The organism is Micromonospora sp. NBRC 110037, from assembly GCF_001652995.1.
Taxonomy (GTDB): Bacteria; Actinomycetota; Actinomycetes; order Mycobacteriales; family Micromonosporaceae; genus Micromonospora; species Micromonospora chalcea.
In genome coordinates, this window is record NZ_BBVA01000005.1 from 86368 (window position 1) to 110067 (window position 23700).

The 23700-nt window shown below is 72.6% G+C and carries 22 protein-coding genes and 1 pseudogene; 7 read left to right on the plus strand and 16 right to left on the minus strand.

Translation table 11 applies throughout. The annotated features are described in order from the left end of the window. The first annotated feature begins 5 nt into the window (after nt 1-5). Nucleotides 6-962: a LysR family transcriptional regulator gene (locus A4R25_RS16695; protein WP_064447319.1), complete on the plus strand. Its 957-nt coding sequence runs from the start codon at nt 6-8 to the stop codon at nt 960-962. Here A4R25_RS16695 and A4R25_RS16700 read toward each other — a convergent pair. The 8 genes from A4R25_RS16700 to A4R25_RS16735 are packed head-to-tail and all read right to left on the minus strand — an operon-like array spanning nt 887 to nt 9048. Beyond that, complete coding sequence (locus tag A4R25_RS16700; protein ID WP_231915552.1) at nt 887-2137, minus strand: VWA domain-containing protein; 1251 nt, start codon at nt 2135-2137, stop codon at nt 887-889. The genes A4R25_RS16695 and A4R25_RS16700 overlap by 76 nt on opposite strands. Then, nucleotides 2119-2916, minus strand: coding sequence for an SRPBCC family protein (locus A4R25_RS16705; protein WP_064447320.1), 798 nt, complete (start codon nt 2914-2916; stop codon nt 2119-2121). The genes A4R25_RS16700 and A4R25_RS16705 overlap by 19 nt, the downstream gene beginning before the upstream one ends. Then, complete coding sequence (locus tag A4R25_RS16710; protein WP_064447321.1) at nt 2913-3782, minus strand: MoxR family ATPase; 870 nt, start codon at nt 3780-3782, stop codon at nt 2913-2915. The genes A4R25_RS16705 and A4R25_RS16710 overlap by 4 nt, the downstream gene beginning before the upstream one ends. Further along, a complete protein-coding gene (locus tag A4R25_RS16715) occupies nt 3779-4351 on the minus strand; it encodes an NTP transferase domain-containing protein (RefSeq protein WP_231915553.1) in 573 nt (190 codons plus the stop codon). Before A4R25_RS16715 ends, A4R25_RS16710 begins: the two co-directional genes overlap by 4 nt. An 8-nt stretch (nt 4352-4359) precedes the next feature. After that, the gene (locus tag A4R25_RS16720; RefSeq protein WP_064447323.1) at nt 4360-5226 is read right to left on the minus strand and encodes an XdhC family protein; all 867 of its coding nucleotides are present in this window, start codon (nt 5224-5226) and stop codon (nt 4360-4362) included. 11 nt (nt 5227-5237) lie between these two features. After that, nucleotides 5238-7628, minus strand: coding sequence for an aerobic carbon-monoxide dehydrogenase large subunit (locus tag A4R25_RS16725; protein ID WP_064447324.1), 2391 nt, complete (start codon nt 7626-7628; stop codon nt 5238-5240). Next, a complete protein-coding gene (locus A4R25_RS16730; protein WP_043325358.1) occupies nt 7625-8173 on the minus strand; it encodes a (2Fe-2S)-binding protein in 549 nt (182 codons plus the stop codon). The genes A4R25_RS16725 and A4R25_RS16730 overlap by 4 nt, the downstream gene beginning before the upstream one ends. 2 nt (nt 8174-8175) lie before the next feature. Further along, nucleotides 8176-9048 (minus strand): xanthine dehydrogenase family protein subunit M, encoded by an 873-nt coding sequence (locus A4R25_RS16735; RefSeq protein ID WP_064447325.1) that lies wholly within the window; start codon nt 9046-9048, stop codon nt 8176-8178. Nucleotides 9049-9164: 116 nt separating this feature from the next. Between A4R25_RS16735 and A4R25_RS16740 the strand changes: the two genes are divergently transcribed. Continuing rightward, the gene (locus A4R25_RS16740; protein ID WP_064447326.1) at nt 9165-10238 is read left to right on the plus strand and encodes an XdhC family protein; all 1074 of its coding nucleotides are present in this window, start codon (nt 9165-9167) and stop codon (nt 10236-10238) included. Nucleotides 10239-10258: 20 nt separating this feature from the next. On the opposite strand, the gene A4R25_RS16745 is transcribed toward A4R25_RS16740, so the two are convergent. The 3 genes from A4R25_RS16745 to A4R25_RS16755 all read right to left on the minus strand — a co-directional run bounded on the left by A4R25_RS16745 (nt 10259) and on the right by A4R25_RS16755 (nt 13358). Beyond that, on the minus strand, nt 10259-11362 hold the full coding sequence (locus tag A4R25_RS16745) for an FUSC family protein (RefSeq protein WP_064447327.1): 1104 nt from the start codon (nt 11360-11362) through the stop codon (nt 10259-10261). A 140-nt stretch (nt 11363-11502) separates the two neighbouring features. Beyond that, nucleotides 11503-12141 (minus strand): response regulator transcription factor, encoded by a 639-nt coding sequence (locus tag A4R25_RS16750; protein ID WP_043325350.1) that lies wholly within the window; start codon nt 12139-12141, stop codon nt 11503-11505. Beyond that, entirely contained in the window at nt 12138-13358 is a 1221-nt protein-coding gene (locus A4R25_RS16755) for a sensor histidine kinase (RefSeq protein ID WP_064447328.1), read from the minus strand. Before A4R25_RS16755 ends, A4R25_RS16750 begins: the two co-directional genes overlap by 4 nt. A gap of 171 nt (nt 13359-13529) precedes the next feature. On the opposite strand from A4R25_RS16755, the gene A4R25_RS16760 reads away from it, so the two are divergent. The 4 genes from A4R25_RS16760 (at nt 13530) to A4R25_RS16775 (ending at nt 18648) form a co-directional block, all read left to right on the plus strand. Continuing rightward, on the plus strand, nt 13530-14621 hold the full coding sequence (locus A4R25_RS16760; protein WP_064447329.1) for an FtsX-like permease family protein: 1092 nt from the start codon (nt 13530-13532) through the stop codon (nt 14619-14621). Beyond that, entirely contained in the window at nt 14618-15301 is a 684-nt protein-coding gene (locus A4R25_RS16765; protein WP_064447330.1) for an ABC transporter ATP-binding protein, read from the plus strand. The genes A4R25_RS16760 and A4R25_RS16765 overlap by 4 nt, the downstream gene beginning before the upstream one ends. Nucleotides 15302-15430: 129 nt before the next feature. Next, nucleotides 15431-16180, plus strand: a complete 750-nt coding sequence (locus A4R25_RS16770) for an ABC transporter ATP-binding protein (RefSeq protein ID WP_064447331.1) — start codon at nt 15431-15433, stop codon at nt 16178-16180. Beyond that, nucleotides 16177-18648 (plus strand): ABC transporter permease, encoded by a 2472-nt coding sequence (locus A4R25_RS16775; RefSeq protein WP_064447332.1) that lies wholly within the window; start codon nt 16177-16179, stop codon nt 18646-18648. The genes A4R25_RS16770 and A4R25_RS16775 overlap by 4 nt, the downstream gene beginning before the upstream one ends. 156 nt (nt 18649-18804) lie before the next feature. Here A4R25_RS16775 and A4R25_RS31840 read toward each other — a convergent pair. Beyond that, nucleotides 18805-19101: pseudogene (locus A4R25_RS31840) on the minus strand (aminoglycoside adenylyltransferase domain-containing protein); the annotation flags it as partial. Here A4R25_RS31840 and A4R25_RS31845 point away from each other — a divergent pair. Continuing rightward, nucleotides 19006-19218 (plus strand): hypothetical protein, encoded by a 213-nt coding sequence (locus A4R25_RS31845; RefSeq protein ID WP_231915554.1) that lies wholly within the window; start codon nt 19006-19008, stop codon nt 19216-19218. The pseudogene A4R25_RS31840 and the gene A4R25_RS31845 sit on opposite strands and share 96 nt — an antisense overlap. A 321-nt stretch (nt 19219-19539) precedes the next feature. On the opposite strand, the gene A4R25_RS16790 is transcribed toward A4R25_RS31845, so the two are convergent. The 4 genes from A4R25_RS16790 to A4R25_RS31490 form a co-directional block, all read right to left on the minus strand. Then, the gene (locus A4R25_RS16790; protein ID WP_043325343.1) at nt 19540-19749 is read right to left on the minus strand and encodes a hypothetical protein; all 210 of its coding nucleotides are present in this window, start codon (nt 19747-19749) and stop codon (nt 19540-19542) included. Between the two features lie 180 nt (nt 19750-19929). Then, on the minus strand, nt 19930-21240 hold the full coding sequence (locus A4R25_RS16795) for a nitroreductase family protein (protein WP_064447335.1): 1311 nt from the start codon (nt 21238-21240) through the stop codon (nt 19930-19932). Beyond that, nucleotides 21237-22487 carry an amidohydrolase family protein gene (locus tag A4R25_RS16800; protein ID WP_064447336.1) on the minus strand — a complete coding sequence of 417 codons (1251 nt, stop codon included), beginning with the start codon at nt 22485-22487 and terminating at the stop codon, nt 21237-21239. The genes A4R25_RS16795 and A4R25_RS16800 overlap by 4 nt, the downstream gene beginning before the upstream one ends. After that, nucleotides 22484-23464 (minus strand): hypothetical protein, encoded by a 981-nt coding sequence (locus tag A4R25_RS31490; protein ID WP_147265147.1) that lies wholly within the window; start codon nt 23462-23464, stop codon nt 22484-22486. Before A4R25_RS31490 ends, A4R25_RS16800 begins: the two co-directional genes overlap by 4 nt. Nucleotides 23465-23700 lie beyond the last annotated feature (236 nt).

Here is a 23700-nt window from a genome sequence, read left to right on the forward strand (position 1 = left end):
CGCCGATGACTCCGACGCAGCTACGGGCCTACGTCGCTGTCGTCCGGCTGGGATCCGTCAAGCAGGCCGCCGCGCAACTGGAGGTCTCCGAGTCGGCGGTCTCGCTGCTCATCGGCCAGCTCCGGCGGGAGTTCGGAGACCAGTTGTTCACCCGGACGGCGGCGGGGCTGGCCTTCACCCCCGGCGGGCTGCGGCTCGCCAGCCGCGCGGCCGAGATGCTGGGCCTGCAGGACCGTACGGTCCTGGAGGTCAGTTCGGCGGCACACGGCCGCCGGATGCTGCGGGTCGCCGCGTCCAGCGAGTTCGCCGAGTTCGCCGCGCCGAGACTGATCGAGCTGTTCGCCAGACGCGCCGCCGACCTCGACATCGAGCTGAGCGTCTGCGACCCCGGCTCCTTCGAGTCGCTGCTGCTGACCCGGGCCGCGGACGTCGCGATGGGGCCGCTGCCGCCGGTGGCTGATCCGGCGATCTCCGGCCGGCCGATGATGAACTACCGGCTGGTGACTGTCCTCGGCCCGGACCATCCGCTGGCCGGTGTGCCGGCCTCGCCGGGGCAGCTGCGTGACCAGACCTGGCTGCTCGGCCCTTCGGCCACCGACACCGTGGGCGCTGTCCCGGCGATGCTGCGCCGGCTCGGCGTACCCGAGGAGCGGCAGCAGATCTTCCAGAGCCACGCGGCGGCGCTGGGTGAGGCGCAGCGCGGCCGGGGGATCGCGCCCGCGCTGTCGTTCACCGTCGCGCCGGATCTCCGCAGCGGCCAACTCGTGGCGTTGTCCGGGCCGCACGCCAAGGCCGAGGCGGTGTGGCACTCGCTGGTGCTCGTCACACCCGGCACACCGTCCGTGGCAGCGGAACTGTGCCGCTTCGCGTCGACGCCCCGGGCGATTCAGGCGATGATGCGCGGCGTGGGCGTCGCGGTGAACCGCTTCCGGCCCTCGGTGCACGTGACGCTCTGGAGCTGACCGGCGGCGTCCAGCAGGTCCCGGAACGTCGCGGCCGGCAGCAGCCGGTCACAGTAGGGCAGGGCCGCGGCCATGCCCGCCACCAGGGGAGCGAAGCCGGGGGCGCCGGCCCGTGGGTTCAGCCAGACGATCCGGTGGGCGCGGCGGCTCAGCCGTGCCATCACGGCGGCGAGTTCGTCCGAGGGGTCGCTGTCCCAGCCGTCCGAGCCGATCAGCACCACCGCCCCGCGAACCGCGTCGCCGTGCGGGGACGCGAGCAGTGCCCGCAGGTTCGTCGCGATGCGCGTACCCCCGAACCGGTCGGTCACGGCGGCGCCGGCGTGCGCGATCGCCGCGGACGCCGACGTGTGCCGCAGCACGACGGTGAGCCGGGTGAGCGTCGTGGCGAAGGCGAACACCTCCGCGTCGGTGGTCACCGCGAAGGCCCGCAGCAGGTGCAGGTACGCGTGGGCCTGGGCCCGCATCGACTCGCTGAGGTCGCACAGCAGCACCACCCGGCGCGGTCGGCGTACCTGTCGCTCGCGGACGACCTCGACGGGCTCCCACGCGGTGCGACGGGCCCGGGCGATAGTCGGACGCAGCGCGACCCGCCGCCCGGCCGGACCGACGGCGTGCCGCCTGGTGCGCCGGGACGGCCAGCGGGCGACGGCCTCGCGCAAGGCGTCGCCGAGCAGCGCGAGCTGGGCGGCGTCGAGGTCCTCGAACGGCCGGTCGGCGAGCCCGGCGAGGGCGCTGGGCCGTCGCTCGGGCAGCCGCACCCCGGCGTCGGAGGGCTCCGCCTCGGCGACGGGCGCCGGCAACGTCGCCCACGGCAGCCCACCACCGTCGCCGGTGGCGTCGGTGTCGGCGGGCACCGGCAGGTGCACGTCGTCCCGGGTCCCCGGCGGGGCCGCGGACCGGGTGAGCGGCAGCGGCGGCGCGTCGGCGAAGACAGCGGCGAAGACGCGGTCGAAGGCGGCGAGGTCGGCGTGCCGCCGCACGAAGCTGATCCGGGCGGCCCAGTAGAGCGCGGTCGTCTCACCGGGCGTCCACACGCCGAGCGCCCGGACGAAATCACCGGCCTCGGTGAGCCCGGCGGGTACGCCGGCCCGCCGCAACCGGTCGGCGAACGCCGTCGCGAACGCCGCGCGGTCGACGCCGCGCAGCACACCGCCGCTCACCGGCGGGCGACCCACCAGGCGATCATCCCACCGACGACGACGATCCCGACGAGCACCGGCACGAGGCGCTTGACGACGGCCCCACCGGCGATGTCGAGCAGGTCCAGCGTCTCCGGTTCGGCGTCGGCGTCGGCATCCGGTCGACCGGTGGGCGCCGAGACGGCCACGGGGGTGCCGGCCACGATGGTCCCGGACGGGGTGGCGTCCGCGTCGGCCGCGAGGGTACGGGGCAGGGCCGTGGAGGCGTCGGGCCCGGTCGCGGCGGACGTGGCGCGGTCGGGCGTGGCGGCGACGGCCGGCGCGGGCTCGGACGCGTCAGGCGCGGTGGCCGCGTGCGGGTCGCCGGTCTCCTCTGCCGCCAGCCTCGCTTCGAGGTTGGCGACGAACTGGGCGAGCAGCTTGCCGGACACCTCCTTGATCATGCCGCTGCCGAACTGGGCCAGCCGCCCCGAGATCTTCAGATCGGTGTCCACGTTGACGACTGTGCGCTGACCGTCCGGCCGCAGCTCGGCGGTGACCAGGGCGGACGCGTTCGCCGCCGACCGCCGGTCGCGGCCCTTCGCCTCGATCACCCCCCGGTACCGCTCCTCGTCCTTCTCGACGAAACGTGCGGTGCCGGCGAACTCGGAGACGACCGGGCCGACCTTGACCTTCACCGTGCCCTGGTGGACGTCGCCGTCGACGCCGGTCAACTGGGCGCCCGGCAGGCACGGCGCGACGCCCTCCAGGTCGGTGAGGATCGCCCACGCCTGCGCGATCGGAATGTCGACGGTGAACTCGTTGGTGATCTTCATGCCGGCCTCTCCTGGTGTGCGCCGAGCGCGGCGGCGACGGCGGCGCGGTCGTCGGGGGTCTTGGCGATGGTGCCGATGGTCCGGACGACGTCGTCGGCGGAGAGGTCGGCGGCGCCGAGCACTGACAGCGCGGCGACCCAGTCGATGGCCTCGGCCATGCCGGGCGCCTTGTCCAGGCCGAGGGCACGTACGTCGCCGACGAAGGCGGTCGCCGTGCGGATCAGCCCTTCGGTGGCGCCCGGCACGGCCCGCCGGACGATCTCGGTGGCCCGGTCCATCTGCGGAAAGTCGATCCAGTGGTACAGGCAGCGGCGGCGCAGCGCGTCGTGCAGGTCGCGGCTGCGGTTGGAGGTGAGCACCACGATCGGCGGCGTGGTCGCGGTGAACGTGCCCAGCTCGGGGATGGTGATCCCGGACTCGCCGAGGAACTCGAACAGCAGCGCCTCGAACTCGTCGTCGGCCCGGTCGATCTCGTCGATCAGCAGCACCGGCGGGACCGGCCCCGGGTGGCGTACCGCCCGCAGGATCGGCCGTTCCTGCAGGAACTCCGCGGCGAACAGGTCGGCGTCGGTGAGCGAGGCGTGCCGGGCCTCGGCCAGCCGGATGGCGAGCAACTGCCGCTGGTAGTTCCATTCGTACAGCGCCTCGCCGGGCGTCAGGCCCTCGTAGCACTGCAGCCGGATCAGCGTCGTGTCCAGCGCCCGCGCCAGCGCCTTCGCCGCCGCCGTCTTGCCGACGCCGGGCTCACCCTCGAGCAGCAGCGGCTTGCCCAGCTTGAGCGCGAGGAAGACGGCCATCGCCATGCCGTCGTCGGCCAGGTAGTCGACGGCGTCGAGCCGGCGCCGAACGGCCAGGGGGTCCTTCACCGCGCCTCGCCCGAGAGCAGCCGCCGGTAGTCCGCGCGGGTGTCCACGTCGATCGGCGCCGGCCCGTCCACAGGTATCTCCGTGACCGGGTACCGGCCGGAGTGCAGCAGCTTCCACACCGCCTTGTCCCCGTGCAGGACACGCAGCTCCGGCAGGACGTCGCGGGCGAACCAGAACGGGTGCCCCAGACCGTCGGCGTACCGGCACACCGCGAGCGGGGTGGTCGCCGCCACGACCCGGCGTACGTCGGCGGCCCCTACGCCTGGTTGGTCGCCGAGCAGGAGCACGAGCCCGTCGGCGCGCGGGTCCACCGCCTGCGTCGCGGCGCGGACCGACGATCCGCAACCAGTGCTGAACTCGGCGTTCTCGACGACCTGGACCCCGGTCAGGTCCACCCGTTCGCGGATCAGGTCGGCGGCGCCACCGAGGGTCACCAGCAACTGGTCGAAGGCGCACGAGCGGGCCAGGTCGAGGGTGGCGTCGAGCAGCGTCCGCCCGCGGTACGGCAGCAGCTGTTTGGCCTCGCCGAGGCGTACCGAGGCCCCGGCGGCCAGAACCAGGCCGGTCACGAACACGGCTACGCCGCCACGTGCCGGTCGAGGCAGCCGGGGCAGCAGAACCAGTGGTCGGTGCCGTCGATCCGCACGTGCGGGGTGTCCGGTCCGACCAGGACTGTCATCCCGCACACCGGGTCGACTGCTTGCTGGGGGAGCGCCGCGGGTGGTGCGGGGGAGGAAGCGAGGCCGTCCACCCGCAGCGCCCGTACCACCTCGGCCATGATCGACAGTGCGATCTCCTGTGGTGAGCGCGCCCCGATCTCCAGCCCGGCCGGGGTCCGGACCCGGGCGCGCTCCGCGTCGGACAGCGCCAGTTCGTCGAGCACCGCCGCCCCGCGCCTTCGGCTGGCGACCAGCGCGATGTGCCCCACCCCGGCGTCCAGGGCGGCGCGGATGGCGTCCTGCTCGCCCCTGCCGAGGCCGGCCACCACGACCGCTGTCGCGCCGGCGTAGTCGCCGGACGTCGCCACCTCGAAGTCGAGGAAGGCCGCCAGGGTGGCCACCGCCGCGCTGATCGGCGTGTCGCCCACCAGACCCAGCACGGGTACCGGTAGCACCGGGCGCAGGAAGATCTCCAGCGCCCCGCCCGAGTGGCACGGGTTGACCACGACCCGTGCCCCCGGCGTGTCGGGAAAGGCGGGCGTGCCGTCCGGCAGGACCCGCAGCAGCAGCGCCTTGCCGTCGCGGAGGGTGTCCAGGGCGGCCGCCCGCACCGAGTTCTCGGCGCACACCCCGCCGACGAAACCCTCGATGGTGCCGTCGGGCAGGATCACCGCGTCGTCGCCGGGCCGGGCCGACGTCGGGTCCTGCGCCCGGACCACCGTGGCGTGCACGAACGGCGCGCGCGAGACGGTCAGATCCCGCGTACGGCGGGCGATAGTCGTCATGGCCACCTCCCCTAGATCGGCGGGCGGGCGTTGCCGCGCATCGCGTCCCAGACGCGCGACGGCGTCAACGGCATGTCGGCATGCCGTACGCCGAAGGGTTCGAGCGCGTCGACGATCGCGTTGACGATCGCGGGCGGGGAGCCGACGGTGGCGGACTCGCCCACACCCTTCGCGCCGATCGGGTGGTGCGGGGACGGGGTGACGGTGAAGCCGGTCTCCCAGTCGGGCACCTCCAGCGCGGTGGGCAGCAGGTAGTCCATCAGCGACGCGCCGAGGCAGTTGCCGTCCTCGTCGAACGCGATCATCTCCATCAGGGCCATGCCGACCCCGTCGGCCAGCCCGCCGTGCACCTGCCCCTCGATGATCATGGGGTTGATCCGGGTGCCGCAGTCGTCGACGGCGATGAACCGCCGCACCTTGACCTGCGCGGTGCCGGGGTCGATGTCCACCACGCAGATGTACGCCCCGTGCGGATACGTCAGGTTCGACGGGTTGTAGCAGATCTGCGCCTCCAACCCGCCCTCGACGCCCTCGGGCAGGTCACCGGCGCCGTGGGCCCGCATCGCGATGTCCTGGATCGTCACGCTCTTACCCGGATCGCCCTTGACCCGGAAGGAACCCTTGTCCCACTCCAGGTCGGCGACCGAGACCTCCAGCATGCCGGAGGCGATGATCCGGGCCTTGTCGCGGACCTTGCGGGCGACCAGGGCCGCCGCGGCGCCGGAGACCGGGGTGGATCGGCTGCCGTACGTGCCGAGGCCGAACGGCGTGTTGTCGGTGTCGCCGTGCAGCACGTCGATGTCGTCCGGCGGAATGCCGATCTCCTCCGCGACGATCTGCGCGAACGTCGTCTCGTGCCCCTGACCCTGGGACTGCACGCTGAGCCGGACCACCGCCTTGCCGGTCGGGTGCACGCGCAACTCGCAACCGTCGGCCATGCCCAGGCCGAGGATGTCCATGTTCTTGCGCGGCCCGGCGCCGACGGCCTCGGTGAAGAACGCGACCCCGATGCCCATCAGCTCGCCCCGGGCCCGCTTCTCCTGCTGCTCGCGCCGCAGGTCGGCGTAGCCGGCCATCTCCATCGCCAGCCGCATCGTCGGCTCGTAGTCGCCGGAGTCGTACACCCAGCCCGTCTTCGTCGTGTACGGGAACTGCTCCGGCCGGATGAAGTTCTTCAGCCGCAGCTCGGCCGGGTCCATGCCCAGTTCGTCGGCGAGGCAGTCGACGATCCGCTCGACGAGGTAGACGGCCTCGGTGATGCGGAACGAACAGGCGTACGCCACGCCGCCGGGCGCCTTGTTCGTGAAGACCGCCGTCATCTTGCAGTACGCGGCCTCGATGTCGTAGCTGCCGGTGAAGACGCCGAAGAAACCGGCCGGGTACTTCACCGGCGCGGCGGTGCCGTTGAAGGCGCCGTGGTCGGCGAGGACGTTGGTGCGGATGGCCAGGATCCGGCCGTCACGGGTCGCCGCGATCTCACCACGCATGATGTAGTCGCGGGCGAAGCCGGTGCTGATCAGGTTCTCGAAGCGGTCCTCCATCCACTTCACCGGCTTCCCGGTGACGATCGAGGCGACGATCGCGCAGACGTACCCCGGATAGATCGGCACCTTGTTGCCGAAGCCACCGCCGATGTCCGGCGAGATCACCTGGATCTTGTGCTCGGGGATGCCCGCCACCAGGGCGTAGAGGGTGCGGTGCGCGTGCGGCGCCTGCGTGGTGGACCAGAGGCGCAGCTTGCCCTCGACGGCGTCGAAGTCGGCGACCGCGCCGCACGTCTCCATCGGCGCCGGGTGCACCCGCGGATAGACCAGGTCCTGGCTGACCACGACGTCCGCCCGGGCGAACACCGCCGCGGTGGCCGCCTCGTCGCCGGTCTCCCAGTCGAAGCAGTGGTTGTCGGTCTTGCCCTCCAGGTCGTCGCGGATCACCGGGGCGTCCGGTTCCAGCGCGCGGCGGGCGTCGACGACCGGGTCGAGGACGTCGTACTCGACGTCGATCAGCTCCAGCGCGTCCCGCGCCGCGTACGGGTCCTCGGCGACGACGAACGCCACCTCCTGGCCCTGGAAGCGCACCTTGTCGGTGGCGAGCACGGCCTGCACGTCGTTGGAGAGCGTCGGCATCCAGGCCAGACCCTGCTCGGCCAGCATCGCCCCGGTCACTACCGCCTTGACGCCGGGGGATGCCTCGGCGGCGCTCGTGTCGATGCTCAGGATCCGCGCGTGGGCCACCGGCGAGCGGAGGATGGCCAGGTGCAGCAGCCCGGGCAGCCGGACGTCGTCGACGAACCGGCCCCGGCCGCGCACGAAGCGCGGATCCTCTTTCCGCAGCATCCGGCCGTAGCCCACCGGCTTCTGGTCGTTGTCGTGGAAGGTGTCCACGCGCTCGTGCACAGTCGTCATACGACGCTCCCGGCGGGCCGGCCGGCGTTGTCGATCTCGCCGGCTTCGGGTGATTCGGTGGTCTCGGTGACCGCGGCGGCCGCGTTCGCCTCGTGCACGGCGGCCCAGCGCACCGAGCGCACGATGGTGGCGTAGCCGGTGCAGCGGCAGATCTGGCCGGAGATCGCTTCGCGGATCTCCGCCTCGGTCGGGTCCGGGTTGCGGTTGAGCAGCGCCCGAGCGGTCATCATCATGCCGGGCGTGCAGAAGCCGCACTGCAGGCCGTGGCACTGCATGAAGCCCTGCTGGACCGGGTCGAGCTCCGCGCCCTTGGCCAGGCCCTCGACGGTACGCACCTGGTGGCCGCCGGCCATCGCGGCCAGCACGGTGCACGACTTCACCGGTTCGCCGTCGAGCCAGACGACGCAGGTGCCGCAGTTGCTGGTGTCGCAGCCCGAGTGCGTGCCGGTCAGGCCCAGCACGTCGCGCAGGAAGTGCACAAGCAGCAGCCGGCCCTCGATCTCCCGGGTGACCTCGACGTCGTTGACGGTCATGGTGACCTGCATGCTCAGCTCCTCGCCCGTTCCACGGCCCGGCGCAGGGTCCGTCTGGTCAGCTCGTCGGCCAGGTGCCGCTTGTAGTCCGCGCTGCCCCGCTGATCGGTGGCCGGATCGCAGCTGCGCGCGGCGATCGCGCCGGCCTGCGCGAAGAGGTTCTCGCTGGGTGTCTGCCCGCGCAGCGCCGCCGAGATCTCCGGGATACCTGTGGTGTTCGGGCCTACGGCGGCCAGCCCGACCCGCGCGTCGGAGATCACGCCGCCGTCGAGCCAGACCGCGGCGCCGGCCGAGACCACCGCCCAGTCGCCGGCCCGGCGCTCCACCTTCTCGTAGGCGCTGCCGCAGCCGGGCCGCACCGGCAGCCGGACCTCGACCAGGATCTCCCCGTCGCCGACGGCCGTCTCGTACGGCCCGACGTGGAACTCCTCCATGGACACCACCCGTTCGGCGCCGCCGGGCCCGCGGATCACGCAGCTCGCGTCCAGGGCGGTGCAGACCGCGGACAGGTCCTCCGACGGGTCCGCCTGGCACAGGGAGCCGCCCAGTGTGCCCCGGTTGCGCACGATCGGATCGGCGATCACCCGTTCGGCGTCGGCGAAGATCGGGAAGGCCGCCGTCAGGGTGGCGGACTCCAGCAGCTCCCGATGCCGGGTCAGCGCACCGATGCGTAGCTCGTCCGGGCCCGCCTCGATGTAGCCGAGCTCGTCGTGGAGATCGTTGATGTCGATGAGATAGTCGAAACTCGCCAGCCGCAGCTTCATCATCGGCAGCAGGCTGTGCCCGCCGGCGATCAGCCGTGACGTGCTGCCCAGCCGTTCCATCAGGCTGATGGCGTGGTCCACACTGGTGGCTCGTTCGTACTCGAACGGGGCCGGCACCTGCATATCGCACCTCCGGAAGTCGTCAATGTGGTGCCGGTGCCCGCGGAAGTCAACGCCGACCTAAGCAAGTCCTTAGGTCGGCGTTGACGGTGCCGCTGCTGCTCACGGATCGTGCGGCAATGCGAGACATCGTCGACGGGTTGAGCGCGTGGCGCGCCGCCGGCGTCCGGTTCGCCGTCGCGACGGTGGTGCGGACCTGGAAGTCGGCGCCCAGACCGCCGGGCGCGGCCATGGCGGTCTGCGCCGACGGTGAGGTCGTCGGCAGCATCTCGGGAGGTTGCGTCGAGGGCGCTGTGTACGAGCTGTGCCGGGAGGCCATACGCACCGGCCAGGTGCGCACCGAGACGTACGGCGTCGGCGACGACGACGCCTTCGAGGTGGGCCTGACCTGCGGCGGCACCATCGAGGTGCTGGTGCAGCCGGACGTCGTGCTGACCGAGCCCGACGCGGTGCTCGCCGCGATCCGCGCGGGTACGCCGGTGGCGACGGCGTCCGCCGGAATGGCCCAGATGGTGGTCTGGCCCGACCGGGTGGCCGGCACCCTCGGCGACGCCGACCTGGACCGCGCGGTGACGCAGCAGGCCGAGGGGATGCTGGCCCTCGGCACCACCGGAACCGTTCGACTCGGTACGCGCGGGCAGCAGCGGCACGACGAGGTGTCCGTGTTCGTGCAGTCGTACCTGCCGCCACCACGGATGATCGTGTTCGGCGCGATCGACTTCGCCGTCGCGGTGGCCCGGATCGGCCGCTTCCTCGGCTATCACGTCACGGTGTGCGACGCCCGGCCGGTGTTCGCCACCCGCAAGCGCTTCCCCGACGCCGACGACCTCGTCGTGCAGTGGCCGCACAGATACCTGGAGTCGACGGCCGTCGACGAGCGCACAGTGCTCTGCGTCCTCACCCACGACCCGAAGTTCGACGTCCCGCTGCTGGAGGTCGCCCTGCGCACCCGGGCCCGCTACATCGGCGCGATGGGCAGCCGCCGCACCCATACCGACCGGCTGCGCCGTCTGCGCGAGGCGGGCGTGGACGAGGCCGCCCTCGCCCGGCTCTCCTCACCGATCGGACTCGACCTGGGGGCGCGGACGCCGGAGGAGACCGCCGTGGCGATCGCCGCCGAGTTCGTCGCCCTGGCCGCCGGAGGGTCCGGCCGGCGGCTGACGGACCTCGACACCCCGATCCACCACCACTGAGCGGACCAGCGGCGAACGTGTCACCCCCGGCTCAGGCCGAGCGCCTCGTCCACCCGGTCCAGCACCGTCACGTCGTCGTGGCCGACACCGCGCAGCAGGTCGATCGCGGTCGCCCGGATCTGCCCGACGATCATGGTGACCGGCAGCGGCGGATCGGTCCGCAGCAGGCCCGCGGCGATCCGGACCGCCTCCAGCGCCGCCGCGTCGGCCCGCTGCGCGTGCCGGTCGGCGTCGGCGCCGGTGAGGTCGTGGGCCATGGCCTCACCGGCCGACCGTACGGCGGAGGTCAGCGCGCCGATCGCGGCGGCCAGCTCCGGCGGCGTGGCGGTGTGCCGGCGGGTCAGGGTCACGCCGGCCCGGGCCAGCACCCGGATGTTGCGGGCGGCGTAGTCGAGCTGCCGCAGCGTGGCCTCCACCTCGGCGAGCTTGCCCAGGTGCCGGCGGCGCAGTCCCAGCCGCAGCGTCTCGCCGGTGGCGAGCACGGCGGCCTGCATCTCGGCGACGCAGTCGTCCACCTGCCGCGCCCGGTCCAGCGCGGCGCGGGCGGCGTCCTCGTCGCAGCCACGCAGCGCCGCGTTGACCTGGTCGAGCAGGTCGGCCAGGTCGGTGTAGCTGCGCCGGGCCTGGGCCACCAGTGGTGCCAGCGGGTCACGGGCGGCCATCAGCTGGCTGGCGGCGAGCGCCACGGCGCCGCCGATGAGCGCGTCGACGAAGCGGAACGGCATCAGCGTCCCGTTCGGCGCGGAGACCACGACCAGGTACATCGCCGAGACGGTGGCCTGCACGACCAGGGCACGGCGGGCCCCGATCACCACGAGCGTCGTGGTGGTCAGCAGCAGCACCAGCAGGACCGTCTCGGTGCCCGGGCCCAGCGCGTACACCAGCAGCTCGGCGACGAGCACGGCGGCTGCCACGGCGAGCAGGATCTCGACGGTCTGCCGCAGCCGTCGCCCGCGGGACTCGCCGAGCACGACGAGCGCGGCGGTCGGCGCGAAGAACGGATCCGGGTGACGGATCACCACCGCCGCCACGATCCACGCGACCACAGCGGCGGCGGTCAGCTCGACCACTGTCATCCCGTCGCCGCGTAACCGCGCGACGGCGTCGCGTACCCAGCTCCGCACCGGTCGTACCCCTCTCGCCGGACAGGCCGGGACCCGGCCGCCGATTGATCTTCCGCGAGGAGGCCCACTACCCCGGCTGTGACCTGCTCAATCGCTGACGCCGGTAGCCGGCGCGGCCGACGACCCGCACCTGCCCGGGGTCAGCGGCGGATGAGGCCGAGTTCGGTGGCGGTGGCGACGGCAGCGGTACGCGACTCGACGCCGAGCTTGGCGTAGATGCGGGCCAGATGGGACTTGACGGTGCCCTCGGTCAGGTGCAGGCGGGCGCCGATGCTGTGGTTCGACAGACCGTCGGCGACCAGGGCGAGGACCTCGGTCTCGCGTCGGGTCAGGGCGGTGCCCGGCGTACGCAGGCGGTTCATCAACCGGTTCGCGACGGTGGGCGCCAGCGTGGTGCGTCCGGCGGCGGCGGTGCGGACAGCGGCGGCCAGGTCCTCGGGCGGGGCGTCCTTCAGGAGGTAGCCGGTGGCGCCCGCCTCGATGGCGGGCAGGGTGTCGGCGTCGGAGTCGTACGTGGTGACGATCAGCACGCGCGGCGCTTCCGGGCCGGCGGTGATCCGGGCGGTCGCCTCGGCGCCGCCCATGCCCTTGCCGAACTGCAGGTCCATCAGCACGACGTCGATGTCGCCCGCGGCGGCGCGGGTGACGGCCTCCTCGGCGGTGGCGGCTTCAGCCACGACGACCAGGTCGGGTTCGGTTTCCAGCACGGCGCGCAGTCCGGCCCGTACGACCGGGTGGTCGTCGGCCAGGAGGAGGCGGATGGGAACGTCGTCGGTCACGGTCGGCCCTCGGGCTCGGTCCTGGTGGTCGGGGCGAGGGGAAGCTCGGCGGTCAGGGCGGTGCCCCGGCCGGGCGCGGACGCGACGGCCAGGGTGCCGCCGAGGGCGGCCATGCGGGCGCGCATGGCCGCCAGGCCGAAGCCGCTGCCGTCGACGTCGGGAGCGGGCAGCTGTTCCGGGTCGAAGCCGCGCCCGTCGTCGACGACGTGCAGGGCGATGCGGTCGCCGAGATAGCTGAGGGTGACCTCGGCCGTCGTGGCCCGGGCGTGGCGGACCGTGTTCGCGACTGTGGACTGGGCGATACGCAGGAGCGCCACCTCGTGGGCGGTCGGCAGCGACACGGGGTCGCCGGTGAGGTGGAAGCGGGCGGTGAGGCGGTGGCGGGCGCTGGTGGTGCTGCACAGGCGTTCCAGGGCCCCGGCCAGGGTGGTGCCTTCCAGGGTGGGCGGGGTGAGCGCGGCGACGAAGCGGCGGGCCTCGGCGAGGTTGTCCACGGCGACCTGACGGGCCGCGTCGACGTGACCGGAGGCGGCGTCGGGCCGGCCGGGCAGGGCGCGCTCGGCGGCGCGCAGCAGCAGCTGGATGCTGGACAGGCCCTGGGCGAGGGTGTCGTGGATCTCGCGGGCCAGGCGCTCGCGCTCGGCGAGTACGCCGGCGGTGTGCTCGGCCCGGGCCAGGTCGGCCCGGGTGGCGGTGAGTTCCTCGATCAGCTGCCGGCGCTGTTCGCTCTCCCGGTACAGGGCCTGGTATCCCCACACCACCCCGACGGCGACGGCGGCGCCGAGCGCGGGACCGATCACCGTGGCCGGGGTGAAGGAGCCGGTGTGGGCGCCGAAACCGGCGACGGCCGCCACGGCGGTGACGATCACGGCGGCCAGGCCGGCGCGGCGCGGCAACAGGTGGAGCTGGAGGAAGTACAGCGGGAACGCCACCCAGATCGCGTCGGGGGACAGGCCCAGCAACACCAGCCACACGGCGCCGACGGCGGCCAGCCACCACGCGGCGGCCCGCCGCGAGCGCCGGATGCGGGGGAGGAGCGGCCCGACGGCGTACGCCAGACCGCACGCCACCGCCACCGCCACGATCGATCCGGCGTGCGGCCGGTCGTCGGCCACCGCCCGGCCGGCGGCCAGGACGAGCAGGCCGATGATCAGCAGGTGCAGGCACCAGGCCAGGGCTCGGGTGGTCGGGGTCAGGGCAGGGGCAGCGGTGCTCACAGTGCGTCCCACGTTACCGAGGCCGGCGCCCCGGGGGCCTCTATCGAAAGTTAGAACCCGGGCCTCGCCTTTCGGCCCGCGAAGTGCTGTCCCACGCCGGACGCGCGCGCCGGCGCCGGCCGCGATCGTGGATGCATACCGTTCCACCGCCCGAAAGGACAGGCCACTGCCGTGTTCGTCGCCTGGAGAGACCTGAAGTTCGCCAAGGGGCGCTTCGCCCTGATGGGGACCGTCATCGTGCTGATCACCCTGCTGGTCGGGCTGCTGTCCGGGCTGACGGCCGGACTGGGCCGGCAGAACATTTCCGCCATCACCGGCCTGCCCGCCGACAGGATCGCCTTCCAGGCGCCCGGCGACGGCCAGGACGTGTCCTACTCCAACTCCACTGTCACCGAGCGGCAGTGGCAGCAGTGGGCCGAGGCCCCCGGCGTGACCGGCGCCGAACCGCTGGGCATCACCACGACCAGGGCCACCGCCGGAAACCGGAGCGTCGGGGTCTCCGCCTTCGGCGTCCGGCCCGGCTCCCGCCTGGCCCCCGACAGCGGCCGGATCGACGACCGCTCGGCGGTGCTGTCCACCAAGGCCGCCGCCGACCTCGGTGTGCGGGCCGGCGACTCCGTCACCCTGGCCGGGCAGCAACTGACAGTGGCGGCCGTACGCGGCGACGCCTCCTTCAGCCACACCCCCGTGGTGTGGATCAGCCTGGACGTGTGGCAGAAGAGCGCGCCTCCCACCGGCACCGGCGACGGCAGCCAGACGGCCACCGTCGTCGCCCTCACCATCACCGCGGACGCCGACCTGGGAGCCACCGCCCGGCAGGCGGGCACCAGGACGGTCTCCGTGGCCGACTCGCTGTCCGCGATCGGCTCCTACACCTCCGAGAACGGCTCCCTGCAGCTGATGCGCGGCTTCCTGTTCGCCATCTCCGCCCTCGTCATCGGTGCCTTCTTCACCGTCTGGACCATCCAGCGCAGCGGCGACGTCGCAGTGCTCAAGGCACTCGGCGCCCCCACCGCCAACCTCCTCAAGGACGCCCTCGGACAGGCCGTCGTCCTGCTCACCGGCGGCACCCTGCTCGGCACCGGCATCGCCGCCGCGCTCGGCGCCCTCGTCGCCGGGTCCACGGTGCCGTTCCTCCTCACCCCGGTAACCGTCCTCCTTCCCGCGGCCGTGATCGTCGTCCTCGGCGCCCTCGGCGCCGCTCTGGCCATCCGCCGCATCACCTCCGTCGACCCGCTGACCGCCCTGGGGAGCGCCCGATGAGCCTGAACCTGACCGACGTCACCCTCACCTACCCCGACGGCGAGGGCCGCCTGACCGCCCTCGACCGCGTCACCCTGGACGTACCCAAGGGCAGCCTGACCGCCGTGATCGGCCCCTCCGGCTCCGGCAAGTCCAGCCTCCTCGCGGTCGCCGCAACCCTCATCACCCCCGACTCCGGCACCGTCACCATCGACGGCACCCCCACCACCGGAATGACGCGGGGCGAACTCGCCGACCTGCGCCGCCACAAGATCGGCATCGTCTTCCAGCAGCCCAACCTGCTGCCCTCCCTCACCGCCGCCGAGCAACTCCAGGTGATGGTCCAGATCGACGGCCGCCCACCGGCCGGAGCCCGTACCCGCGCCGTGGAACTCCTCGACGCGGTCGGCCTCGCCGGTCAGGCCGACCGCCGGCCGCACCAGCTCTCCGGCGGCCAGCGCCAGCGCGTCAACATCGCCCGCGCCCTGATGAACGACCCCACAGTCCTGCTCGTCGACGAACCCACCAGCGCGCTCGACCACGAACGCGGCGCCGCCGTCATCGAGCTGATCACCCGCCTCACCCACCAGCAGAGCACCGCCACCGTCCTGGTCACCCACGACCGCACGAACCTCACCGCCGTCGACCAGATCGCCGAGGTCCACGACGGCCGCCTCCACCTTTCGGCGCCGGCCCGCTGAGATACGGGTCGGAGGTGGTGCCTGCTGTACCCGGACTGGGCAGCCCGCTGGATGGTCGCCGTTCCCCCAGCTCAATAGCGTTTCTGGTGCGCGCAGTTCCTGCCGAGCACACGGAGAGAGGCCACCAGAATGGGACAGACCGTCGAACCGGCGGTACGCGTCGAACAACTCACCCGCGTGTACGGCGCCGGCCGCAACCAGGTGACCGCGCTCGCGGGCGTCGACGTCAGCTTCGGCCGGGGAACCTTCACCGCGGTGATGGGACCGTCGGGCTCCGGCAAGAGCACGCTGCTGCAGATCGCGGCCGGGCTCGACCGCCCCACGAACGGCCGGGTGGTCCTCGGCGGCACCGACCTGTCCGGGCTGTCCGAGACGCGCCTGACCGAGCTGCGGCGTACCCGGATCGGGTTCGTCTTCCAGGCGTTCAACCTGATCGGCGCGCTCACCGTCGAGGAGAACATCGTGCTGCCCCTGCGTCTGGCCGGCGTCCGTCCGGACCGGGCCTGGCTGACCCACGTGGTCGAGCGGGTCGGCCTCGCCGACCGGCTGCACCACCGGCCGGCGGCGCTCTCCGGCGGCCAGCAGCAGCGGGTGGCGATCGCCCGGGCGCTGGCCACCCGCCCCGAGGTCATCTTCTCGGACGAGCCCACCGGCGCCCTCGACTCGCGGACCGCGACGGAGGTGCTGACGCTGTTGCGCGCGGTCGTGGACGAACACGGGCAGACGGTGGTGATGGTGACCCACGATCCGATCGCCGCGTCGTACGCGGACCGGGTCCTCGTGCTGGCCGACGGCGCGATGGTCGCCGACCTCCCGCAGCTCGGCGCCGTCCGGATCGCCGAGCACCTGGCGTCGCTGGACGGGCGGGTCCTCCGATGACCGGCCTCGCCGCCCGCCTGCTGCGGCACCGCACCGGCCCCGCCGCCGCGACCCTGCTGGCCCTGATCGTCGGCGTGCTGATCCTGGTGGCGATGGGCACGCTCGTCGAATCGGGGCTGCGGTTCCGCCCGGAGCCGCGGCTCTGGGCGAGTGCCGACGTGGTCGTCGCCAACCGCACGATCAGCCACACGTTCCGGGAGTTCGACGGTGACACCACCACGAGCACCGTGGCGCTGCCCGAGGGCGGCACCGTGGACGCCGACCTGGTGGACCGGATCCGCCGGGTGCCGGGCGTCGTGGCCGTCACCGGCGACGACCGGGTGCCGATCGGCTCACCCGCAGCCGTGGGGCACGGCTGGGACACGTACGTCTTCACCGGTCGTCGCCTCGCCGCGGGCGCCGCGCCCCGGACCGACGACGAGGTGGTGGCCGACACCCGGCTCGGGGTGTCGCCCGGCGACCCCATCGAGCTGGTCGTCGGCGGAATCAACCGGTCGTACCGGGTGAGCGGAACCGCCGAGACCGGTACGGCGGCGGTGTTCTTCACCGACGCGCAGGCCGCGCGCCTGTCCGCCCACCCGGGCCGGGTGGACGCGATCGGCGTACGGATGGCGCCCGGCGCCGACCTCGGCGCGGTGCGCGAGATCGCGACGGCGGCCGGCGCCACGACGTACGCCGGAAAGGACCGCGGGAAGGCCGAGCAGTCGGAGAACCTGGCCGCCCAGAGCCTGCTGGTCGGGGCCGGGGCGGCCTTCGGCGGGTACGTCGTCCTGTTGATCGTGTTCGTGGTGGCCGGCACCATCGGGCTGTCCGTCCGGCACCGTCGACGTGACCTGGCGTTGCTGCGCGCGGTCGCCGCCACGCCGGGGCAGGTGCGCCGCATGCTGGTCGCCGAGGCCGCGCTGCTCGCCCTGGCCGGCTCCGCGATCGGCGGCCCGGTCGGCCTGCTGGCGGCCCGCTGGGTGCACGGCGAACTGGTCGGGCGCGGGTTCGTGCCGGCCGGCTTCCCGATGGCGGGCGGTCTGTTCGCGGTGCCGGCCGCCATCGGTACGGCCGTCCTGGTGGCGGTGGTCGCCGCGCTGATCGCCGCGCGCCGGGTCACCGCCATCAAGCCGATCGAGGCGCTCGGCGAGATCGCCGTCGAGCCCCGGCGCAGCGGCCCGGCACGGATGATCGCCGGCGTGCTGACGCTGATGGCGGCCGGCAGCGCCGGGGCGTTCACGCTCGGCGGAGCCGGGTCGGCCGGGGCGCTGGCCGGCGCGGTCGGCATGCTCTACCTGTTCGTCATCGCGGTGGCGCTGCTCGCACCGATGATCAACGCCTACGCGGCACGCCTGCTCACCCCGGTGCTGCCGCGCATCTGGCGGGCCGGCGGCTACCTGGCCGCAGCCAACCTGCGGGCCAACGCGCAGGGCATGGCCACCGTCCTGACCGCCCTCGTGCTGTCCGTCGGGTTCGGCGGCTCGGTCTGGTTCCTGCAGGACAACCTGGAACGGCAGACCGCCACGCAGAGCAGCGCCGGAACGCTCGCCGAGCGGGTGCTCACCGCTCCGGGCGGACTGCCGGCGGACGCGGCCCGGGAGATCCGCGAGCTGGCCGGGGTGCAGGCTGCCACCGGGGTACGCCGCACCCAGGTCGTGGTGCGGGCGCTCGGCGGCATCGAGCCGGTCGGCGCGCAAGCGGTCGACCCGGAGGGCCTCACGTCGACGATGGACCTCACCGTGCGCAAGGGCGCCCTGGCCGAGCTGCGCGCCGGTACCGTCGCACTGTCCACGATGCAGGCGTCCTCGTCCGGCTGGGACGTCGGCGACAAGGCGGAACTCTGGCTGGGCGACGGCACCCCGGTCACGTTGGACGTGATCGCGATCTACGACCGTGGCCTCGGCTTCGGCGACGTCACGGTGGCCGCCGAGACGGTCGCCGGGCACACCGCGGCGAACACCGTCGACGAGGTGCTGGTCCGCGGCGGCCCGGACGCCGGCACCGCGTTGGCCACGTGGGCGGCGGCGCGGCCCGGCGCCGAGATTCTCGACGCCGCCACCCGTACGCGCCTGCTCAGCACCGATCTGGCGCTCGGCGCCTGGCTGAACCGGCTGCTGATCGGCGTGATGGTCGGGTACGCGGCGCTGGCGGCGGCCACCACGATGGTGATGGCGGCGCTGGCCCGCCGCCGCGAGCTGGCGTTGCTGCAACTCGTCGGGGTCACCCGCCGTCAGATCCGCGGGATGGTCCGGGCCGAACAGGCCGGGCTGCTCGGCACCGCGGTGCTGATCGGCGCGACGATCGCGGTGCTGACGCTGGCCGCGATCGTCAACGGGCTGACCGGCAGCCCGATCCCGTACGTGCCGCCGCTCGGGTGGGCGGCGGTGCTCGGCGGTACGGCACTGCTGGCGCTGGTGAGCACGGTGTGGCCCGTCCGGCGGCTGCTCGGCGCTCCGCCGATCGACAACATCGGCCTGAAGGAGTAGGTCCATCGGGACGTGCGGCAGCCTGATCGTCAGGGCGTCGAACTGCAGGTGTCCGCCGGATGCTTCCGCCTTGCGTTCCTCGGCCAGGACGGTGGCGCTGACCTCGTGCACGAACGCCCGGACCTCGTCGAACCGGCCGGGATCGCTGTCGTGGCCGGAGTCGTACCACCAGTCGCGCGCCCAGACGATCAGGTCCGCCCATCGCGGCAGGTCGTCGGCGGTCTGCTGGGCGGCCTGCCGCTTGGACAGTTGCCGCCCGTCGCACAGGCGCTGGTAGGCGCGGCAGAGCGTGAGCACCGCGTACGACTGGGCTCCGGGTGGGGTCATGTCGAGCACCCAGGCCGGCCAGTCGCGCACGTGGTCCCGCAGGGCGGCGCGCACGAGGCCGGGTTCGACGGCGGGCAGCAGCTCGCCGGCCGGCGGTCCCAGCAGCGTACGGCCGTAGTCGTGCACGGCGGCCCAGGTCACGACGCGGTGGGTGGTGGCGGGCAGCAGGTGCAACGACTCCCCGGGACTGATCCGGGCGATCACGTGGTCCCGGCCGGGAACGAGGCGTACCGCGTCCAGTGACACGTATTCCACCTCGATCCGGCCGGCCCACAGCGGGTGCCGCCGGTCGAGGTCCGCGTGCAGTTCGGCGAGGACGCCGAGGAGCTTCTCGTCCGGGTCCCTCGCGAGCACCGCGAGCAGGTCGAGGTCGCTGCGGTTCATGTCGAAGTCGCCTGCCACGAGCGACCCGTGCAGGTACAGGCCGAGAAGGTCGTCCGTCAGCGTGCGGCGCCACGCCTCGCGGAGGTCGGAGAGAACCGTGTCGGGTGGGACCACCGGGTGATCCTGCACGGTGGGTCGCCGCGGGGCCACCGATAAACCGGCCCGCACCGCCGGTCGTGCCTACGTGCTCGGCGGGTTGCGGTGCCGCTCGGCGAGGCCCGACGCGATCTGCCGCTGCGCGTCGTGCCGGTGCTGGTCGGCGCCGGCCTGGCGAACCGCGGCCGGATCCTCGTCCGACGGGCGCCTCGTCCGGTCGCGGCGGGCGACGAAGACGACGAGCGCGAGCACCACCACCACGATCACCGCGAGCGACACCAGCATCGTTCTCATGCCGTCGACGCTACGGCGTACGCGCCACCTCCGCCGTGGTGACGGTCGGAGGGCTGCTGCGTTCGCCGCAGGACGGCAGGCTCACGTGTCGTGATCGATGACGTCGCGCAGGGAAGCCGGGCCGTTCCGCCGATGACCGACTCCCGGCCCGGCGAATGAACGCCCGGTCTTCCCGGGGCGTCATTCGCCGGCTCGTTCGGTCCCTTTTGGCCGCCCCAGCACTGCCTCACCGATGACGGCGCCGGTTCGGATGCCCTCTCCCAGTCCCGCGGTCGTCGCGAAACCGCCACCCATCGGGCAGAAGGACAGCCCTCGATCGGCGCTCACCAGGGCCATGGCCTGGAGCGCGGCACCTACCTCTTTCAACGCGGTCGCATAGACTATGGAGTCGTAGGAACGGGCGGGGCGGGCGTAGTCGAGCACGAACAGCACCATCGCCTGAATCGACGTGTGCGGGATGCCCGTCAATCGATGGGCGAGGCCCAACCACCGGTCGATCGCCGGCGCGGGTCCTGACGCCGGCGCGAGTTCGTGGCTCACGGCGTCGTATTCATATGCCCCGCGTTCCAGGTCATGGGCCGAAGCCGCGATGACGACGGCGGACAGCCCCGACAGCGCCCCGCCGGTCGGCATCGAACGCCACGCTCGCTCGCTCGCGACGGTACGCTCCAAGCGGCGAATCCGAAGTGACGCATCGAGGACGGCGCTGATCTCCGCGCTCCCGATGGGCGGACCGCCATGGTCGCGCAGCGATGACCTGGCGGAAATCGCCTCCTGGAGCGTCATGCCCTCCTGTGAGCGGTCGTCGTGGCCGAGAGCGATGCGCTCCGCTGTCATCGGGCGCCTGACCGGGTTGTCGACCTCCCAGTGAGTTGTTCCGATCTTGGCACCGTACAGCCCGAAGCTTGTGTCCAGGCGCGTCGCCCCGTGGAAGAGCGAATCGTGAAACTCCCACTCCTCCGAATGCTGGTTCCGCCCGGTGACCAACAGGCCGGCCCGGCTCAGCAGGTCGAGCAGTTCACTCTCCGGGGCAGAGTCGACCTCGACATCCGCCCGTGCGATCAGACGTGCGGCGAACTCGACGGCCCATGTCGAGGTCAGGACGACGCGATCTGCCGAGTTCCCGCCGGCCAGTTCCGGCCCGTCGGGACCGAAGCGCATGTGGGCCGACGGAAGGGCGCGAACCGGCCGCACGTACGGCGACGGCGGGGAGTGGCGGACCCGGCGGGCGCCCGGTTCATGTCGCGCGAGTACGTGCTGTTCATGGACGACTTCTACGCCGAGGACGCCGCGGGCGTCGAGTTTGGCCAGCTCCTCGCCACCTCGCGAGGTGAGCTCCCGGGCGGACGACAGCCCGCCGACGGCCGCGACGATCTCCCTGCCGACCTCGGGCGGCATGCGGACGGTCATCCGGCGGCCGCTGTGGGTCAACGCGAGGCCGTCGGCGTCCGGTTCGATGCTCCACCCCGCTGCCGGGGCCCAGCGCCTCATGAGGTCGACCCGATGGGCGGAAGGACTGTGCCCGGAGCGGAGGACACCGCCATTCCGTGTAGCCGCGACAGTGTGTCCAGGCGAACGAGACGCCCGGCCTGGATCACGGCTTCGACCTGTCTGCACGCGGATATGTCGACGAGCGGATTCGCGCGGAGCAGAACGACGTCTGCCACCGTGCCGTCGCACAGGGAGCCCAGATCCGGACGACGGAGGGCCTCGGCTGCCCTGCACGTCGCCGCCGCGAGCGCTTCGTGCGGGGAGGCGCCCCAGTCAACCATGGCCTCCAGCTCGGACGGCAGGGAGTCGAAACCCACACCGGCGGCTCCGGCGTCCGTCCCCGCGATGAGGGTGACGCCGGCCGCCAGAGCTCGCTCGAAGCTGCGTCGTGCCTCCGGGAGTTGACTGACGGCCATCTCCACCAGACTTTTGCCTCCCTGCCGGATCCAGAGCTGCGGACGCCTCACTATCGATTGGAGCGCTACAGCGGTGGAGCAGAGGGCGGTGCCTTGTTTCGACATCGCACCGGCAGCGGCCTCCGATATCGCGAAGCCGTGCTCCAAGGTGTCGCAGCCGGCTTCCACGGCCGCGTCGATCGAACGCTCCGAGAAGTTCGCGTGTACGGCTACGGGGATGTCCAGCCAACGGGCCTCGGCGACCGCCTCCCTCAGTTCCTCCGGCCGGAGTTCCATCCGGCGCGCCGCGCTGCGCATCACCAGCTTGATCACATCCGCGCCGTCGGCGGCGTTTCGACGCACGAGCGCGCCGATGGATCCGGCTCCTTCGGACTCGACACCGAGCCAGCTTCCGTGCCCGCCGACTGCGGTGATGACCGGACCGGCGACGAACGGCCTGGCCCCGACGAACAAGTCCCGGGCCCAGGCGTTGCGGATGGAGTACCCGAGGTCACGCGGAGCACCCAGGTCGCGGACCGTCGTGATCCCACTGCGCAGCGCGGTCGCCAGATTCGCGACAGCCGTCAGCGTCATGGTGGTGGCCGAGATGTCCGACCAGCTCGACGCGGTCCGGCCATGAGGATCGCTGGTCGCGTGGACGTGCATGTCGATGAGCCCGGGAACGGCGAACAAACCGGTGCCGTCGAGGTGTGGGAGGTCGGCATCTGCGGTGGTGCGTGTGCTGACTGAACCGGAGATGATCGACAACGAGCCGAGGGTGGTGGTGCCGGAATCCGGATCGATGACGGTGCAGCCGGCAATGGTGAAATCCGCGGTCGGCGTGGCCGTCACGACGATCCTTCGGAGACGCGGGCAGCGCGCACTGCCTCCCCGTGCCATCCCCGCGCGCGCGACAGATTCACGGCCAAGTCCACCAGTTCGTCCGCCTCCCGGCCGCGGCCGGCCATGTGGTGCCAGCGCGCCAGCTCTGCCAGCGCGAGGATCCGGGCGCCCAGGTAGGCGTGCCGGCCGGTGCCCGTATCCACAGGCGACGTCATGGCGTCGGTCGCCTGACGGACGGCAGCGAGCAGCCATGACTCCGGGTCTGGAGCGATGCCCACCAGCGCCTCGAGCGCGTTCGCCTCGTCCTCGGGCACCTCGCGGGAAGCGGCTAGGGCGATTCCCGGCGCGAGGTAGGCGTAGACCGGCTCACGGTGGGCGCCGGTAAGCCGGACATGGTCGAAGTATCGTCCTGTCGCTTGAAGGGCGGCGCGGGCCGAGTCGTGACGTGCGGCAGCGAACGCCTGGTGCGACAGGATGAAACCGAACTGGCGGAACGCCTTCGAGGCGAGTTCGGTGTCGCCGCCGTCGCGAACCTGACGGAGGAGATCTGTCGCGTGCTCGTACGAGGACCAGGCGCCCGCGACGTCACCGGATGCCAACTGGACATATCCCATGTTGTGCCACGACTGGGCGGCAGCCATCAGATCTCCGGTGCCGAGGCGCACCTGGATCGCCTCGCGGAAGTCGTTCACGGGCGGATCGTCGTCGAAGTGGTGAAACCGCCATACGCCGATGGAGTGGCAACATTCGGCGAGAGCCGACAGGGCCTCCGAATCACGGAGAAGATGTCTCGCTGTCTCCGCCAGCTTGATTGCCTCCGCCCCTCTGCCCTGCTTCTCCACCGCCCACGCCGTGTTGAGCAGTGCTCGCCCCTCCCCGGCGACATTCGCGGAAGCGGCGCATTCCGAAGCGGTCCGGGAAAACCGTTCCTCTGCCTCGACGTAGCGAGCGGGATCGTCCAGACCTAGCTGAGCTGGCGTGAACAAGGGCGGTCACCTCGACGTCGTCGACTGATTGCTGAGATTGACGCCGATCGTAGCGTTCGGGTGGCTTGTTCACGAGGGTGTGCGACCTGTCGGCAGTTGATGCGCGCCGTGCCTGTGAGGCACGTTCACCACCCACTTTCGCGTCCGTCATCCTCCTTGCCGCCGCCATCGGCCGAACGGCGCGATGGGCTACACTGGCCCGGAAAGGCGTCGATAGGGACGAGTACCACTGCACG